Origin of the sequence: Arthrobacter sp. PvP023, assembly GCF_017832975.1 — a bacterium.
GTDB lineage: Bacteria > Actinomycetota > Actinomycetes > Actinomycetales > Micrococcaceae > Arthrobacter.
This window is the reverse complement of the sequence record NZ_JAFIBI010000001.1, coordinates 3276447-3293400: the sequence shown is the minus strand read 5'-3', so window position 1 is coordinate 3293400 and position 16954 is coordinate 3276447. Positions and strand designations below refer to the sequence as shown.

Sequence of the window (16954 nt, the reverse complement as noted above, 5' to 3'; positions counted from 1 at the left end):
ATTGCATCCAACAGCCGCGCAAGTCACACTGGAATGTGCAGCCCCGGCTGAATTACACAGATGAATTTCAGATCTGTGATCGCTGTTGCTGTGACTTCCTTAGGGGAGCAAAAGACGAGGAGGGTCCACGTGAGTCCGAAAGGCGAAGCTGGCGAGCTAAAGCAGGCTTCAACGGCAGGCGTCGCCCTGCCTGCGAGCGGTGCTCAGGGACTCCTCTTCACGGAAGACCTCCCGGTACTGGACGAAGATGCGGGCTACCGCGGACCGACGGCCTGCAAGGCAGCCGGTATCACTTACCGCCAGCTGGACTACTGGGCACGCACAGGGCTGGTTGAGCCCGCCGTGCGCGGCGCCGCCGGTTCCGGCTCGCAGCGTCTCTACGGCTTCCGCGACATCCTGGTGCTGAAAGTCGTCAAACGGCTGCTGGATACCGGAGTGTCACTGCAGCAGATCCGTACCGCCGTTGAGCACTTGCGCGAACGCGGCGTTGAGGACCTGGCGCAGATTACCCTCATGAGCGACGGCGCCAGCGTCTACGAGTGCACGTCTGCGGATGAGGTCATCGATCTTGTCCAGGGCGGCCAGGGCGTTTTCGGGATTGCAGTCGGACGTGTGTGGCGCGAAGTGGAAGGCAGCCTCGCAGCGCTTCCCAGCGAGCACGCCGTCGAACAGTCCTTTCCCGACGACGAACTCAGCAAGCGCAGGGCCGCCCGTAAGACCGGCTGAAGCCGTCGGACCGGCTGACGCCGTGCCGTAGCAGAAACCCGCAAGCAGCAGAAAGGCCGCCTTCCATTCGGAAGGCGGACTTTCTGTGCAGTTGGTGTGTCGGCGTCGGCCGTCTGCCCGGGGGATCCGCTACCGAAGGCTGCGTTCGCGGAGTGCCCCGGCGGAACCCGTGCCGTTGGAGGCCATGAGGTTGTCGAGAAGTGTGTTAAACAGGCTGGCCGCATTTTTCGCGGAATCGCCCGGCCAGTGGTGCACGGAATGGGCCGCACCCTGGATCTGCTGCCAGTTCGCCTGCTCCGGAATGTGCGGTGTTAGCAACAGTTCACCGAACATCGACTGCATCTCGGCGAGGCGGAAGGCGTGCTCCGAAGACCCGGAGCGTACGCGGTTCGCGATAATGCCGGCGGGGGAGAGGTTCGGGGCGAACTCCTGGCGGAACAGCTGGATGGCCCGCATGGTGCGCTCTGTGCCTGCCACTGAAAACAGCCCAGGCTCGGCAACGAGGGCCACCTTGTCGCTGGCGGACCATGCCATCCGGGTCAGTCCGTTCAGCGAGGGCGGGCAGTCAACCAGGATCAGCTGGTACTTGTCCGTGCCGGCCAGGACTGCCGAGAGCCTGCGCAGGTCCCTGCGGCCCAGGTCCGGCCGATCGTAAATGCCGGTATATGCGGAGCCCACAGCGACGTCCAGGACGGCGGGCCGGGCTCCGTTGTAGTTTTCCCGGGCCACCCAACCGCTGGTGACCACGTTCTCCGCAAGCTTGGCGCGGCGCGGGCTCTTGAGCATCCGGCCGATGTCCAGCTGCTCATCCGGCTGGACACCCAGCGCCGTGCTGGCATCCGCGTGCGGATCAAGGTCCACCACAAGGGTGGGGATGCCGGCGGCCAGGGCCGCAGATGCCAATCCGGTGGTGACGGAAGTTTTGCCGACCCCGCCTTTGAGGCTGCTGATGCTGACTACTTGCACTTGAAAAACCAATACCTAACGCCGGTTGCCGTGTTGGGGTAGTGCCGGCTCCGGCTCCCCGGAGCGGAGGGCGCGCGTAAGCACCCCCGACTCATCATATGTTGCCGCGGTGTTGAATCCCGTTTTATCGGGCGTGTGTGCGGCGCATCCCACGCCGCCGTCGGGGGCATCACTGGTTGGCCCTGCCTAATCCCGCTGAGATGACGGATAATCTTGTGATGGTCGACACAATGATTTGTGTTTCCACGCGCCCGTCTTACACACTGTGACCACTTATCGATACACCCGCAATGATGCAGGAGAAGTATGTTTTCCAAAATTCTGGTGGCTAACCGCGGCGAAATCGCGATCCGCGCCTTCCGTGCCGGCTACGAGCTGGGCGCCAAGACTGTTGCCGTGTTCCCCAACGAGGACCGAAACTCCATCCACCGCCAGAAGGCTGATGAAGCGTACCTGATCGGCGAAGAGGGCCACCCCGTCCGCGCGTATCTTGACGTGGACGAAGTGGTCCGCGTGGCCAAGGAATCCGGCGCCGATGCCATCTACCCCGGTTATGGCTTCCTCTCGGAGAACCCCCGCCTGGCCCGGGCCGCCAAAGAGGCCGGCATCACCTTTGTTGGCCCGCCGGCCGAGGTCCTTGAGCTGGCCGGAAACAAGGTCGCCGCGCTCGAAGCTGCCCGCGCCGCCGGCGTACCCGTCCTCAGGTCGAGCCAGCCCTCCAAGGACCTGGATGAACTGATCGCCGCAGCGGACGAAATCGGCTTCCCCATCTTCGCCAAGGCCGTAGCCGGCGGCGGAGGCCGCGGCATGCGCCGCGTGGACACCCGCGAGGCTCTCCCCGAGGCTCTGCAGGCCGCCATGCGCGAGGCCGACGCCGCTTTCGGTGACCCCACCATGTTCCTGGAACAGGCCGTTCTCCGCCCCCGCCACATCGAGGTCCAGATCCTGGCCGATGCCGAGGGCAACATCATGCACCTCTTCGAACGCGATTGCTCCATCCAGCGCCGCCACCAGAAGGTGGTGGAGATCGCTCCGGCACCGAACCTGGATGAAGGGATCCGTCAGGCGCTCTACCGTGATGCGGTGAAGTTCGCCAAGGCGCTCAACTACGTCAACGCCGGTACCGTGGAGTTCCTCGTGGACACCGTCGGCGAACGCGCCGGCCAGCACGTGTTCATCGAGATGAACCCGCGCATCCAGGTGGAGCACACGGTCACCGAGGAAGTCACCGATGTGGACCTCGTCCAGGCACAGCTGCGCATCGCGTCGGGCGAAACGCTCGCTGACCTTGGCCTTTCGCAGGACACTGTCCAGCTCAAGGGCGCCGCACTGCAGTGCCGCATCACCACCGAGGATCCGGCCAACGGCTTCCGGCCGGACGTCGGAAAGATCACCGGCTACCGTTCCGCCGGCGGCGCCGGTGTAAGGCTCGACGGCGGCACCGTCTACTCGGGTGCCGAAATCAGCCCGCACTTCGACTCCATGCTGGTCAAACTGACCTGCCGCGGCCGCGACTACCCCGCAGCAGTGGCCAGAGCACGCCGAGCCCTCGCGGAGTTCCGCATCCGCGGCGTCTCCACCAACATTTCCTTCCTGCAGGCCGTCCTGGACGACAAGGACTTCATTGCCGGCGATGTGGCCACCAACTTCATCGACCAGCGCCCCGAGCTGCTCAAGGCCCGCGTTTCCGCGGACCGCGGCACCAAACTGCTGACCTGGCTGGCAGAGGTCACCGTCAACAAGCCCAACGGCGACCTCACGGTCCACTCGGACCCCGCGGCGAAGCTGCCCGCAGTCGGGGACACGCCCGCCCCCAAGGGTTCGCGCCAGAGGCTGCTTGAGCTGGGTCCCGAGGGATTTGCCAAGGCCCTGCGCGAGCAGCAGGCCGTCGCGGTCACCGACACCACCTTCCGTGACGCCCACCAGTCGCTGCTGGCCACCCGGGTCCGTACCCGCGACCTCGTGGCGGCCGGCCCTGCCGTGTCCGCGCTGCTTCCTGAACTACTGTCCGTGGAGGCCTGGGGCGGCGCCACGTACGACGTCGCCCTGCGGTTCCTCGGCGAAGATCCCTGGGACAGGCTTGCGGCGCTGCGCAAGGCACTGCCCAACATCTGCCTGCAGATGCTCCTCCGGGGCCGCAACACCGTGGGCTACACGCCCTACCCCGAGGAAGTCACCGAGGCATTCGTCAACGAGGCCGCCGCGACCGGCATCGACATCTTCCGCATTTTCGACGCCCTCAACGACGTCAACCAGATGGCTCCGGCCATCCGCGCTGTGCGGGCCACCGGCACCGCCGTCGCCGAAGTCGCCCTCTGCTACACCGGCGACATGCTCGATCCGGACGAAAAGCTCTACACGCTCGACTACTACCTGGAGCTGGCTCAGAAGATCGTCGATGCCGGCGCCCACATCCTCGCCATCAAGGACATGGCAGGGCTGTTGCGTCCCGCGGCCGCCGCCAAGCTTGTGGCGGCCTTGCGGGAACGTTTCGACCTGCCGGTCCACCTGCACACCCACGACACCGCAGGCGGCCAGCTGGCCACGCTCCTGGCGGCAGTGGACGCAGGCGTGGACGCCGTTGACGTTGCTTCGGCTTCACTGGCCGGCACCACCAGCCAGCCGTCGGCGTCCGCCCTGGTTGCCGCCCTGGCCCACACCCCGCGCGACACCGGGCTGGGCCTGGCCAAGGTCAGCTCGCTGGAACCCTACTGGGAGGCCGTGCGCCGCGTGTACGCTCCATTCGAGTCGGGCCTGCCCGGTCCCACCGGCCGCGTCTACCAGCACGAGATCCCCGGCGGCCAGCTCTCCAACCTGCGGCAGCAGGCCATGGCCCTTGGCCTCGGCGAACGCTTCGAAGCCATCGAGGACATGTACACGGCGGCCGACCGCATCCTGGGCCGCCTCGTGAAGGTCACTCCGTCCTCGAAGGTGGTGGGCGACCTTGCCCTGCACCTCGTTGGCCTCAATGCCGATCCTGCAGACTTCAACGAAAACCCGCAGAACTACGACATCCCGGATTCCGTCATCGGCTTCCTCTCCGGAGAACTTGGTGATCCTCCCGGGGGCTGGCCTGAGCCGTTCCGCACCAAGGCCCTCCAGGGCCGCAGCATCAAGGTGCGCGACGCCGAGCTGAGCGCCGAGGACAGCGCCGCGCTGAAGGGCGATTCCAAAACCCGCCAGCAGACGCTCAACCGGCTGCTCTTCGAAGGTCCCACCAAGGACTACCAGAAGAGCGTGGAAACCTACGGCAACCTCTCGGTCCTGGATACCCGTGACTACCTCTTCGGCCTCCAGCGCGGAGCCGAGCACGAAATCGAGCTGGAGAAGGGCGTGCGCCTGATCGCGTCCCTCGAAGCTGTCTCGGAGCCGGACGAGAAGGGCATGCGCACGGTGATGTGCACGCTCAACGGACAGTCCAGGCCCGTAGTGGTCCGCGACCGCTCCGTCGTCAGCAACGTCAAGGCAGCTGAAAAAGCGGACGCGAGCCAGCCGGGCCACGTCGCCGCGCCGTTCGCCGGAGCCGTGACCCTCACGGTCAAGGTGGGCGACGCCGTCAACGCCGGCGATACCGTTGCCACCATCGAGGCCATGAAGATGGAGGCCTCAATTACGACGCCGGTGGCCGGCACGGTTGGGCGCCTCGCAGTCGGCGCCGTGGAACAGGTCCAGGGCGGAGACCTGCTGCTCGTCGTCGAGTAAGCACACACACGAAAAGGGGCCTCCCGCCGGGAGGCCCCTTTTCGGTGTCTGGCGCTAGTGCTGGCCGGACGGCTCCGTACGGGCCGGCCGCGGTGCAGCGTACATGTCGCTGATGACGGCGTCGAAGTCCTTCATCACCTGGGCCCGCTTGACCTTCATGGACGGGGTGAGGTGGCCGGATGCCTCGGTGAAATCAGACGGTACGATCCGGAATGATTTGATGGCTTCCGCTTGGGACACGGACTGGTTGGCGCGAGTGATGAGGTCCTGGACGGCGGCCTTGACCACCGGATGGCCTGCCGCTTCCGCGACGGTGGTGCCGGCCGGAAGTCCGTGACGCTGCAGCCATCCCGGCAGGGCTTCCTCATCGAGAGTAACCAAGGCGCCGATGAACGGCATGTTGTCGCCCACAACAAGGACCTGCGAGACGAGGGCGTCGGCCCGGATCTGGTCTTCCAGCAGGGCAGGCACCACGTTCTTGCCGCTGGCCGTCACGATGATTTCCTTCTTGCGGCCTGTGATGGTCAGGAAGCCGTCGGCATCCATTTGTCCAATGTCGCCAGTGCGGAACCAGCCGTCCACGAATGTGTCTGCTGCGAGGTCGTCGCGCTTGTAATAGCCGCGCATCACGCAGACGCCCTTGGCGAGGATCTCGCCGTCGTCGGCTATCTTCACCGCATTTCCCGGCAGGGGGGCGCCCACCGTCCCGATCCTGATGAGCGAGGGGGTGTTGACGGTGATCGGCGCGGTGGTTTCGGTCAGGCCGTAGCCTTCGAGGATCTGCATGCCGATGCCCTGGAAGAAGTGCCCGAGGCGTTCGCCCAGCGGACCGCCGCCGGACACTGCGTGGGCCACCTGGCCGCCCATGGCAGCGCGGAGCTTGCTGTAGACAAGCTTGTCGAACAGGGCATGGCGGAGTTTGAGGCCCAAGCCGATGGAACCGGCCTGCCGGGCCCGTGAGTAGGCGATGGCGGTGTCGGCGGCCTTATGGAAGATGGCGCCCTTGCCGCTGTCCTCGGCCTTGGTCAGCGCGGAGTTGTAGACCTTTTCGAATACGCGCGGGACGGCGAGGATGAACGTGGGCTTGTAGCTCTGCAGGTCCGGCAGGAGGTGCTTGATGTCCGGGGTGTGCGCCACGGTGACGCCGGCAGCCACGGCCAGGACCGAGATGAACCGGGCGAACACGTGGGCCAGCGGCAGGAACATGATGGTCCGCGCCTGCTCGTGGACGATGCCTGACAGCGAAGTGGCGAGTGCGTTCTCGGACAGTTCCACGAAGTTTCCGTGCGTCAGCTCGCAGCCCTTGGGCCGTCCGGTGGTGCCGGAGGTGTAGATGATCGTCGCGACGTCGGCCAGCGAAGCCAGGCTCCGGCGGGCTTCTAGCTCCTCGTCGCTGACGGCGGTCCCGGCCGCGCGGAGCTCGTCCAGCCCGGCGCCCTCAAGCTGCCAGACGTGGGCCAGCGACGAAAGCCCTTCCGACGTGACGGCCTGCCGGATGATGTCCTCGTGGTGCGCCGACTCGCCGAAAGCCGCGACGGCACCAGAGTCGCCCAGGTTCCAGGCAACCTGGCTGGGGGAGGAGGTTTCGTAGATGGGGACGGAGATGCCGCCCGCAAACCAGACCGCAAAGTCCACCAGCGCCCACTCGTAGCGGGTGCGGGACATGATGCCGACGCGGTCGCCTGCTGCCACGCCGCTTGCCATGAGGCCCTTGGCCAGGATGCGCACGTCGGCGAGGAAATCCGTGGCAGAAATATCCTGCCACTGTCCGGCGGCATCGAGCCGCGAAAACAGGGACGGGTTCGAGGCCTTGGCGGCCTGCCGCAACACCAGGTCGGTGATGTTGGTTTCCGGGGGTACATTCACCAAGGGCGGAACACTGAATTCGCGCACGATAGCTCCTTTGTTATCCATAGACCCGCAGGGGGTACTGCTAACACTAGTACGCCCGTTGCGGAGGTGTGTCCTGATTCACCTACTGGCGAGTAACTTTACGGTTAAGTGCCTGAAACCCGCTACTCCCGTCCGCCGGGGGTGCACCTTGAGCTGTTGCAGTAGCCGTTTTCCGCATGTCCGGCATTACCGGAATAGGGGCGGCAATAGAATGGGGAACCATGCACACACCTTCGCCCGGCGACCAGCCCAGACCCTATCGACGGACGGCCGCATGGCGGCGCAGGAAGCCTTCCGGGCAGGATGCGCTGGCCGCCAGCCAGGGCTTCCGCGAGCACCTCCGGCTCGGGCGCAAAGGGTTGGCGATCGGTGTGGACATCGGAGGCACCAAGGTCGCCGCCGGCGTCGTGGACGCCGACGGCCGCATCCTCAGCCAGGCCAGGCGCTCCACGCCCGGGAACGACCCCCGCGCGGTGGAACAGGTGATTGTGGAACTCGTGGAGGAGCTGAGCCGCGGCCACCGCATCTGGTCGGTGGGAATCGGCGCGGCCGGGTGGATGGACCTCGACGGCGGGACGGTGCTGTTCAGCCCGCACCTCGCCTGGCGCAATGAACCGTTGCGGGACAACCTCCAGCGACTGCTGCGCCGCCCGGTCCTGCTGACCAACGACGCCGATGCCGCCGCGTGGGCGGAATGGCGCTTTGGCGCCGGGCAGGGGCAAAGCAGGCTCGTCTGCATCACCCTGGGCACGGGGATCGGCGGTGCCATGGTGATGGACGGCCGGCTGGAACGCGGCCGTTTTGGCGTTGCGGGAGAATTTGGCCACCAGATCATCATGCCGGGCGGCCATCGTTGTGAATGCGGAAACCGCGGCTGCTGGGAACAGTATGCGTCCGGAAACGCGCTGGGTCGCGAAGCCCGCGAACTGGCTGCTGCCAATTCGCCCGTGGCGCAGGAACTCCTGAAGGCCGTGGACGGTCAGGTGGACCGTATCACCGGGGCCATCGTGACGGAGCTGGCCAAGGCGGGCGACCCCACCTCCCGGGAACTGCTGGAGGACGTTGGGGAGTGGCTGGGCCTGGGACTGGCCAACCTGGCTGCCGCGCTGGACCCCGGAAAGTTCGTGATCGGCGGAGGCCTATGCGATGCGGGCGAACTGCTGGTGGCGCCGGCACGTAAGGCTTTTGCCCGGAACCTGACCGGGCGCGGATTCCGGCCGGCTGCCGAAATCGCACTCGCGGCCCTGGGCCCCAACGCCGGGCTGATCGGGGCCGCAGACCTGTCGCGTGTCAGCAGCAGGATGCACGGCTGATCCGGCCTCAGCGGGCAAGGCCCGAAACGCTAAACCCTGGCGCCGTCGTCGTGCTCATCCTTTTCCTGCGGCAGCTGCATGATCAGGTAGATCACTGAGACGACGAACGCGGCGACGATCCCCAAAATAGCCATGAGTGGCGCGGACCTCCAGAACATGGCGGACAGCACCAGGGCGACGGGTCCGCCCACGGCGCCCAGCCAGGCCAGCACGGTCAGCGGGTCACTGCCGGCCAGGCTCGGGGGTTCCTCCGGAACGAAAGGCTCGTCGTCGTCGGCCTCGTAGTCACGGGGCCCGCTGGCTGGCTCCGCGCGGTCCGCGCCCGCGTGGCCCGCCTCCGGCTGGGGTGCACGGACGGCGGCCCCGCGTTCGGCCGCCGAGGGCTCCGTTGGAGCGCTGCCGGCGAGGCCCAGCGGGTCGAAGTCGCGGAAGGGCCGTTTGTGCGGTTCGCTGCCGTCCCCGGCAGGAGCCGGCGTGTCGGTGCCCTCGAGCCGGGAAACCAGGTCAAGCCACACGGCGTCGTCCTGGTTGGCGCTCTGGTCCGAGGAATTGGAGTCAGATCTGGTCATCGGCCGTGTCCTTCGGGGCTGGCGGGGGAGGCGTCCGCGTTTTCCGGAACCGGTGCTCCCGGAACCTGTGCTCCCGGAACTACGGTGCGGATGAACTCCGTGGTCCCGCTGAAGATCTCCGCGGCATCGTTGTCCAGGGTGGCCACGTGGTAGCTGTTTTCCAAAGCGCTCAGCTGGAGCCGGGTGTTGGTGAGGCCCCGGCGCAGCGCCACGATGCTCGAGTCGGACACCACGTGATCCACTGTGGAGCGAAACACGCGAACAGGTGCCGTGATCTGCGGCAGCAGCCGCCTGGTGTCCTTGAACATCTTGTTGAGCTCGTGCGCCGCTGCCACGGGTGTCCGCGGATATGCGCCTTCATCCGTGTCCGGCTTGAGGATGTCGTTCGCAATGGCAGGGGTGCTTTTCAGGACCAGTTTCAGGATCCCGGCCAGCGGCGCGCGGGGATCATCGATGACCAGGCCGGGATTGACCACGATGGTGCCCGCCACGGGACGCAATGCCGCCACCCGCAACGCCAGTGCACCTCCCATGGACAGCCCGGCAGTGAAGACGTGATCGCATTCAGCTTCGAGCTCAAGGTAGGCCTTGTCGTAGGCGGAATACCACTCCTGCCAACGCGTCCTGGCCAGTTCCTGCCAGCTGGTGCCGTGTCCGGGCAGGAGCGGCATCCGCACCGCAAATCCGGCGTCGGCCAGCGATTGGGCCCAGGCCCGCACACCGTGCGGGCTTCCGGTGAAGCCATGGGAAACGGCGACACCGATCGAGGGACCGTCGCCGGTAAAGGGACTGCTGAAAGGGCTGTGGTCGGCGGCAATACTCATGATGTCTCCGAGGATACGTGGTGCGGCGCGTGCTCGTGGAAGAAGGTGGTGGAATGCCCGAAGATCGCGGGCGCATCGTTGTCCAGCGTGGCCACGTGACCGCTGTTGGGCAGCGGCACCACGCGAAGTTCCGCCGACCCCAGCCGCCGCCGGATCAGCTCCAGGGACGACGGCGGCACAACCTCGTCGGTGTCCGACTTGAAAACCAGGACCGGCGCTGTCACCCGGGGCAGTCCGCGGCGGGCAGCGGCAAACAGCTTCTTCAGCTGGTGGACGGCGGCGAGCGGCGTTTGCGAATAGTCGCCGTCCTCGGTGGTGGCAGCTGTGGGGTTGGCCTCCACAATCGGCAGCGTGGTCGGTTGGAAGTACTTCAGGATGCCGATAATACGAACCCGCCGGTCGTAGAAGCTGAGTCCGGGATTAACCACGGCTACACCGGCAACACGGTGGCGTGACGCCGTGCGCAGCGCGACGGCGCCGCCCATGGAGAGCCCGGCGACGTAGCAGGTGTCGGTCCGGGCCGCGAGTTCAAGGTAGGCGGTTTCGAATGCGCCGGCCCATTCACGCCAGCCCGAACGGGCCAGCTCGCGCCAGTGGGTCCCGTGCCCGGGCAGGAGCGGGACGGAGACGGCAAACCCTTGCTCCGCCAGGTGCAGTGCCCACGGCATGACGCTGAGCGGACTCCCGGTGAAGCCGTGGCAGATGGCGACGCCGATCCGGGCGTTGTTTCCGTGGCCGGGGTAGCTGAAAGCGGCAGGCACAGTCTGTTTGCTGCTTTCTCTCATGTGCCCATCGTGTCACCATTCGCGGCAAATCTCACTAGAGTAGGGTTGCATTGAAGTCCTGGCCGGACCCGTCGGAGGGCCGGCCAGACGCCTTCCGGAGAGGTACACCACGTGTTTTATTGGTTCATGAAGACCTTCGTCCTGGGACCGGTGCTGAAGCTCCTGTTCCGGCCCTGGGTCAAGGGGCTCGACAATGTGCCCGCGGAAGGCGCCGCCATCCTGGCGTCCAACCATTTGTCGTTCTCCGACTCCATCTTTATGCCTCTGATGGTTCCGCGTCCCGTGATCTTCCTGGCGAAGTCGGAGTATTTCACCGGCACCGGCCTCAAGGGCAGGCTGACTGCACTGTTCTTCCGGCTGACAAACCAGCTGCCCATGGACCGTTCCGGGGGAGCGGCTTCGGCGGCGTCGCTTAATGCCGGCATGGATGTCCTGTCGCATGGTTCGCTGCTGGGCATTTATCCCGAAGGCACGCGCAGCCCTGATTCACGGCTGTACCGGGGCAAAGTCGGTGTCGCGAAGCTTGCCCTGCAGGCGAGGGTTCCCGTGATTCCGGTAGCCATGATTGGGACCGACAAGGTCCAGCCCATTGGCAAACGGATGCCGAACATCAGGCGGATCGGCATGATCTTCGGTGAACCGCTGGACTTCAGCCGGTACTACGGCATGGAAGACGACCGCCTGATCCAGCGGTCCGTGACCGACGAAATCATGTACGAGCTCATGCGGCTGTCCGGGCAGGAATACGTGGACGAATACGCGGCGGTAGTTAAGCTCAGGCTGGCAGGGAAACCCACCGATGCCTCCACCGGCTTGGACGGCGCCGGGGACAACGGCTCCGCCGGCTCCGGGGACAACGGTTCCGCGGAGCCCGGAAACGCGTGACGCCGCCTTTGGTGTCCAGGTTCTGTGACGGCGGTTTGGGGCTGATGACGGTTACGGTGCGGAAACCCGGATACGGGAACTAGTCTTGTAGTGTGACTGAGCTATCTGCAAAACCTGCCTCCCTGCTGACCAGTACCGCCCAGAGCGGTGCCGCCAACTATCCGGGACTGGACCACTGGCGGGAACTGCCGGTTTCCCAGCAGCCCAGCTGGCAAAACAAAGAGGTCTTTGACGCGTCGGTGAAGGAACTTTCCGTCCTTCCGCCGCTTGTATTTGCCGGCGAGGTGGACATCCTCCGTGAACGGCTCGCCGCGGCAGCACAAGGCAAGGCCTTCCTGCTCCAGGGCGGGGACTGCGCTGAAACGTTTGAGGCCGCGACGGCGGACAAGATCAGCGCCAGGGTCAAGACCATCCTGCAGATGGCGGTCGTCCTGACTTACGGCGCAGCGATGCCGGTCATCAAGATGGGCCGCATGGCCGGACAGTTCGCCAAGCCGCGGTCCTCCAACGATGAAACGCGCGACGGCGTGACACTCCCGGCATACCGCGGCGACATCGTCAACGGCTACGACTTCACCCCGGAATCCCGGGCCCACGACGCCGGCCGGATGCTCAAGGCGTACCACACCTCCGCATCGACACTGAACCTTATCCGGGCGTTCACGCAGGGCGGCTTCGCTGACCTGCGCCTCGTCCACCACTGGAACAAGGGCTTCACCGAGAACCCGGCGCACGCCCGCTACGAATCCTTGGCGCGTGACATTGACCGGGCCATCAAGTTCATGGCATCCTGCGGGGCGGATTTCGAAGCACTGAAGCGGGTTGAGTTCTTTGCGAGCCACGAGGCGCTGCTGCTGGACTACGAGCGCGCACTGACCCGCATCGATTCACGTACGGGGCTTCCGTACGACACGTCGGCGCATTTCCTCTGGATCGGCGAACGCACCCGCGAACTGGACCACGCCCACGTGGACTTCCTGTCCCGGGTCCGCAACCCGATCGGGGTCAAGCTGGGGCCCTCCACTTCCGGCGACGATGCCCTGCGGCTCATCGACAAGCTGGATCCGGACCGCGAACCGGGCCGCCTGACCTTCATCACCCGGATGGGCGCCGGGAACATCCGGGAGAAGCTCCCCGCCATCGTCGAAAAGGTCACGGCGTCCGGTGCACAGGTCCTCTGGGTCACCGATCCCATGCACGGGAACACGGTCACGTCGCCCAACGGTTACAAAACCCGCAACTTCGATGACGTCATCGACGAAGTGCGCGGCTTCTTCGAGGTGCACCATTCGCTGGGCACCATTCCGGGCGGCCTGCACGTCGAAATGACCGGCGACGACGTCGCAGAGTGCCTCGGTGGCGCGGACCCCATCGACCAGGAAGCATTCCTGGACCGCTACGAGTCGGTCTGCGATCCGCGCCTGAACCACATGCAGTCCTTGGAAATGGCGTTCCTCGTCGCAGGAGCCCTGTCCAAGCGCTGACCCGCTGCCCTGACTGACCAAAAAGCTCCGCCCGGCTGGACCAGCCGGGCGGAGCTTTTTGGTGTGGCGGCTGCTTCGAGCGGTGCCGGTTGCGCTCAGACGACGGTGAGGGTAACGACGGAACCTTCGGGCACCTGGGTGTCCACCGGATCCTGGTCCCGAACGGTTCCGAAGAAGCCGCCCAGGACGTTGTTGACCCGGACCTCGAAGCCGAGCTTCTCCAGCGCCTTGCGTGCATCATTGGCCTGCTTGCCGATATAGCTGGGCACATTCACGAGCTTGGGCCCCTTGGATACCGTAAGGGTGACAGGCGCACCCCGGGTGAGGGTGCCGTTGGATGGCTCCTGGGCCACCACGGCGCCCTTGGGGACCTTCTTGTCGTTGACCGTCTCGGGTGAGATCACAGCCTTCAATCCCGCGGCCTCCAGCGCTTTGACTGCGGCGCCCTGTTCCTGGCCGCGCACGTCGGGCACAGGAATGGGTTCGGGCCCCTTGGAGACAGTGAGGCTGACAGGCGTGCCGCGCCTGGCCGGGGTGCCCGCCGCGGGGTCCTGGGCGAGGACTGTACCCGCCGGCTCGGTTTCGCTGTACGTCTCTGTGACACTGCCCAGGGCCATCTCGGCACTGTTGAGCTGGCTCTTTGCCTCATCCAGGGATTTGCCGCTCATTCCGGGCAGCGGAAAGAGTTGCGGGCCTTTGGAAACGAACAGCGACACCATCTGGAACTTGCGGATTTCCCGCCCTGCTTCGGGTTCGGTACCCACGACGAGGCCGGCCCGGATGTCGTCGTCGAAGACATCCTTCGTGGTGGACTGGAATCCCGCTGTGCCAAGCAGTTGCTGGGCCTCGGCGACGGTTTTGTTGGCCACCCTGGGTATGGTCCCCGGGGAGCCGGGTCCCATACCAAAGAACCAGCCGGCGCCGGTGGCGAGCAAAGCCGCGATCACCAGGATGATGATCCATAGAAGGCCGCGACGGCGCGGGTTGCCTTCGCGGAGCGAGCGCACCGGAGTGGACGCGGCTTTGGACTCGGCCTTGGCGGCGTCGCGGTCCAGCTTGCGCTGGGCACGCTTGCTCAAGGGAACCGCGGTGTCCGGCCCGTCGTCGCCCGGATCCGCAAAGGCGGGCTCCGGCTCCGCCGGGGCGGCCAGTGCACCGAACTGGCCCGGCCGGCGCGCAGCCGACAGCACCGTGGTGGGATTGCTTTGGCGGTTGATGATTTCCGTTGGATGCTGCCCGGCGGACAGGATCTCCGTCTGGTCCCGGCGCTCCGTGGACGGGGCCTCTGAAGGACGATTGGACGGCGGGTGCGCAGGCGGGCGGAGCCCCGACGGAGAATGGGCGACGGCGGCGATCGCTGCGGGGGGCTGGAGATCCAGTTCAGCGTCGGTCAGGTTGGTCCGGATGTGCCTGAGTTCGGACAAGAGTGCGTTGCCGTCGACCGGGCGCTGTTCGGGATCGCGCGCCGTGCACCACTGGACCAGCTCGTCGACTTCGGCTGCCAGCCCCGGAACGACCGCCGAGGGGGCTTCCACGGAGGAATTGACGTGCTGGTAGGCCACCTGGATGGGGACTTCGCCGTCGAAGGGCTGCCTGCCGGTGATCATTTCGTACAACATGATGCCCACGGAGTAGATGTCGCTGCGGGCATCCGCCTGCCGGCCGAGAACGAGCTCCGGTGACAGGTAGGCCACGGTGCCGATCAGCGCCCCGGTGCTCGTTGAGGTGGTGACCGCACGGGCCAACCCGAAGTCACCGACCTTGATTCGGCCGTCGTCGGCGATCAGGACGTTTTCGGGTTTGATGTCCCGGTGGATGAGCCCTGCGGCATGCGCCGCCCCCAGCCCTTCAACCACGGGGTCGATCAGCGCCAGGGCCAGCCGCGGAGACAGCGCCCCCTTCTCCTTGATGACGTCCCTGAGCGTGTGGCCCTTGATGTACTCCATCACCAGGTAGGCAGTGTGGCCGTCGCTGCCCTGGTCAAGGACGCCCACCACATGGGCGTGGGACAGCTTGGCCGCGGCCTTGGCCTCACGGCCAAGCCTGTCCAGGAAGTTACCGTCATTGACCAGGTGCGGGTGGAGGACCTTCAATGCGACGTCGCGCTCCAGACGTTGGTCCGTCGCGAGGTAAACGGTGGACATTCCGCCGCGCGCCAGCCTTGACTGAACCCGGTAACGGTTGTCCACCAGCGTTCCAACGAGGGGGTCCGACACTTTATCCTGCACCCTACGATCCTAAGTGCTACACGGAAACGGGCCCGAATCGACATGCAATCCGGACCCGTATCGTTACCCTCCCGGCACCCGCTTCCCGGCGCCGGCGCGGTTTAGCTGAAGTTCTTCTTGTGCGCCTTGATCGCTGCCACGTATGCCTTCGTGTCGTCGAACATGCCGTTTTTGCTGACGGAGTACTGGCCCTGGTAATAGCCGGCGATGGCGTTGTCCAGGTCCTTGCTGGTGCGGATCAGCTGGCGGATGATGGCCACGCCTGCGGTTGCGTTGTCGTAGGGATCGAGCAGGTTCAGCTTGCGGCCCACGAGATCTGAGGCCCATTCGCCCGACGTCGGGATGACCTGCATGGTGCCGATGGCGTTGGCCGGCGAGACTGCGCGCTGGTCGAAGCCGGACTCCTGGTAGGCGAAGGCAAGGGCAAGCGAGGGATCCACGCCCATCCGACGTGCCGTGTCCGCAACGATCGACTTCATCTGCTCCCTGGTGGGTACAGGAGAAGAGTTGAGCAGGGCCTTGTTCTGGTTGGCGGAGGAGACCACGGCGGACGGGTAGGTGAATCCGAGGAAGGAACTCGGCACCAGGGGAGTAACGCTGGCTGCCGGCTGGATCGAGGACCCGCCGGGGATGGCCAGCTTGTTGCCGGGGAAGATGACGCTGGTCATGGTCAGCTTGTTCGCGGCCAGAATGTCTGACAGCTTGACCCCGTGCTTTGCGGCGATGGCGGACAAAGTATCGCCTGACTTCACGGTGTAAGAGCCCGAACTGGTGGCCGGAGCCGGTGCCGGAGCAGGAGTAGCCGCCGGAGCAGGAGCCGGCGCCTGGCCGCCGCCGATCTTGATCTTCTGGCCCGGGTAGATGATGGAGTTCATATTCAGTCCGTTCCAGCTCAACACCTCGGACAACTTGACCCCGTGCCGTGCCGCGATGGCGCCCAGTGTGTCGCCGGACTTAACGGTGTAGACATTGCCGGCTGAGGTGGCAGGGGCGGGAGCCTCCGGCTTTGCCGCCGGAGCGGAGGGGGCCGGTGCCGAACCGGTCAGCTTGATCTTCTGCCCCGGATAAATGATGGTGTTCGGCTGCAGGTTGTTCAGCTTCAGGATGGCGTTGGTGTCAAGGCCGTAGCGACCGGCGATGCCGCTGATGGTGTCACCGCGGGCAATGGTGTACTCGGCCGGCGCGGAGGGCTGGGCGGGCCGCAGGGATGCGGGGAGGGCCGTCGAAACCGAGGCCGCGGGAATGACGCCGGCCTTAATGGCGGCTTCCTGGGCCTGGATTGCCGCCGCGAGGGTCGCAGGCACGGTCCGCGGGCGGGATTCCGCCGCCGCCGGCTGGGCGATGGCCAGCGAGGAAAGGACGACTGCCGGGAGGGCAGCCGTGGTGGCCGCAATCATGGGCAGGCTTGGCCTGGTGTGCTGCTTTGGCGATCGGGGCGTCGTCATGGGAGTGATCCTCTTCTCAGCGGCAAATGCTGTCGGTCAGGCCGTTGTTACGAATGGTACTAGTGTTACTAAAGTTAGTGTTGATGCAAATGTGATCTATGTGAATCTCTCACGAATTGCCGATTAGCACAAGA

At 65.7% G+C, this 16954-nt stretch carries 12 protein-coding genes; 5 read left to right on the top strand and 7 right to left on the bottom strand.

What is annotated here, in order from left to right:
- The first annotated feature begins 129 nt into the window (after positions 1-129).
- On the top strand, positions 130-726 hold the full coding sequence (locus JOE31_RS15110; protein ID WP_209746030.1) for a MerR family transcriptional regulator: 597 nt from the start codon (positions 130-132) through the stop codon (positions 724-726).
- A 129-nt stretch (positions 727-855) separates the two neighbouring features.
- On the opposite strand, the gene JOE31_RS15105 is transcribed toward JOE31_RS15110, so the two are convergent.
- Positions 856-1692 carry a ParA family protein gene (locus tag JOE31_RS15105; RefSeq protein WP_209746028.1) on the bottom strand — a complete coding sequence of 279 codons (837 nt, stop codon included), beginning with the start codon at positions 1690-1692 and terminating at the stop codon, positions 856-858.
- Positions 1693-1998: 306 nt separating this feature from the next.
- Between JOE31_RS15105 and JOE31_RS15100 the strand changes: the two genes are divergently transcribed.
- A complete protein-coding gene (locus JOE31_RS15100; RefSeq protein WP_209746026.1) occupies positions 1999-5394 on the top strand; it encodes a pyruvate carboxylase in 3396 nt (1131 codons plus the stop codon).
- A gap of 54 nt (positions 5395-5448) precedes the next feature.
- Here JOE31_RS15100 and JOE31_RS15095 read toward each other — a convergent pair whose 3' ends face one another.
- A complete protein-coding gene (locus JOE31_RS15095) occupies positions 5449-7287 on the bottom strand; it encodes a long-chain fatty acid--CoA ligase (RefSeq protein ID WP_209746024.1) in 1839 nt (612 codons plus the stop codon).
- A gap of 221 nt (positions 7288-7508) precedes the next feature.
- On the opposite strand from JOE31_RS15095, the gene JOE31_RS15090 reads away from it, so the two are divergent.
- On the top strand, positions 7509-8600 hold the full coding sequence (locus JOE31_RS15090; RefSeq protein ID WP_209746022.1) for an ROK family glucokinase: 1092 nt from the start codon (positions 7509-7511) through the stop codon (positions 8598-8600).
- 29 nt (positions 8601-8629) lie between these two features.
- Here the strand turns inward: JOE31_RS15090 and JOE31_RS15085 are convergent, their stop codons facing one another.
- The 3 genes from JOE31_RS15085 to JOE31_RS15075 are packed head-to-tail and all read right to left on the bottom strand — an operon-like array spanning position 8630 to position 10778.
- Positions 8630-9169: a hypothetical protein gene (locus tag JOE31_RS15085; RefSeq protein ID WP_209746020.1), complete on the bottom strand. Its 540-nt coding sequence runs from the start codon at positions 9167-9169 to the stop codon at positions 8630-8632.
- Positions 9166-9993 carry a carboxylesterase gene (locus JOE31_RS15080; protein WP_209746018.1) on the bottom strand — a complete coding sequence of 276 codons (828 nt, stop codon included), beginning with the start codon at positions 9991-9993 and terminating at the stop codon, positions 9166-9168. Before JOE31_RS15080 ends, JOE31_RS15085 begins: the two co-directional genes overlap by 4 nt.
- The gene (locus JOE31_RS15075; RefSeq protein ID WP_209746017.1) at positions 9990-10778 is read right to left on the bottom strand and encodes a carboxylesterase; all 789 of its coding nucleotides are present in this window, start codon (positions 10776-10778) and stop codon (positions 9990-9992) included. The genes JOE31_RS15080 and JOE31_RS15075 overlap by 4 nt, the downstream gene beginning before the upstream one ends.
- Before the next feature lie 111 nt (positions 10779-10889).
- Between JOE31_RS15075 and JOE31_RS15070 the strand changes: the two genes are divergently transcribed.
- Both JOE31_RS15070 and JOE31_RS15065 read left to right on the top strand, forming a co-directional pair.
- Positions 10890-11663 carry a 1-acyl-sn-glycerol-3-phosphate acyltransferase gene (locus JOE31_RS15070; protein WP_209746015.1) on the top strand — a complete coding sequence of 258 codons (774 nt, stop codon included), beginning with the start codon at positions 10890-10892 and terminating at the stop codon, positions 11661-11663.
- 92 nt (positions 11664-11755) lie between these two features.
- Positions 11756-13147: a class II 3-deoxy-7-phosphoheptulonate synthase gene (locus JOE31_RS15065; RefSeq protein ID WP_209746013.1), complete on the top strand. Its 1392-nt coding sequence runs from the start codon at positions 11756-11758 to the stop codon at positions 13145-13147.
- A gap of 95 nt (positions 13148-13242) precedes the next feature.
- Here JOE31_RS15065 and JOE31_RS15060 read toward each other — a convergent pair whose 3' ends face one another.
- Together JOE31_RS15060 and JOE31_RS15055 are read right to left on the bottom strand one after the other, a co-directional pair.
- A complete protein-coding gene (locus tag JOE31_RS15060; protein ID WP_209746011.1) occupies positions 13243-15375 on the bottom strand; it encodes a Stk1 family PASTA domain-containing Ser/Thr kinase in 2133 nt (710 codons plus the stop codon).
- Positions 15376-15476: 101 nt separating this feature from the next.
- Entirely contained in the window at positions 15477-16820 is a 1344-nt protein-coding gene (locus JOE31_RS15055; protein ID WP_209746009.1) for a lytic transglycosylase domain-containing protein, read from the bottom strand.
- Positions 16821-16954 lie beyond the last annotated feature (134 nt).

What these genes read in the sequence shown, in the direction of transcription:
- JOE31_RS15100 (WP_209746026.1), top strand. Translation starts at nt 1,999, where the DNA reads ATGTTTTCCAAAATTCTGGTGGCTAACCGCGGCGAAATCGCGATCCGC.
- JOE31_RS15055 (WP_209746009.1), bottom strand. Translation starts at nt 16,820, where the DNA reads ATGACGACGCCCCGATCGCCAAAGCAGCACACCAGGCCAAGCCTGCCC.
- JOE31_RS15090 (WP_209746022.1), top strand. Translation starts at nt 7,509, where the DNA reads ATGCACACACCTTCGCCCGGCGACCAGCCCAGACCCTATCGACGGACG.
- JOE31_RS15085 (WP_209746020.1), bottom strand. Translation starts at nt 9,169, where the DNA reads ATGACCAGATCTGACTCCAATTCCTCGGACCAGAGCGCCAACCAGGAC.
- JOE31_RS15080 (WP_209746018.1), bottom strand. Translation starts at nt 9,993, where the DNA reads ATGAGTATTGCCGCCGACCACAGCCCTTTCAGCAGTCCCTTTACCGGC.
- JOE31_RS15075 (WP_209746017.1), bottom strand. Translation starts at nt 10,778, where the DNA reads ATGAGAGAAAGCAGCAAACAGACTGTGCCTGCCGCTTTCAGCTACCCC.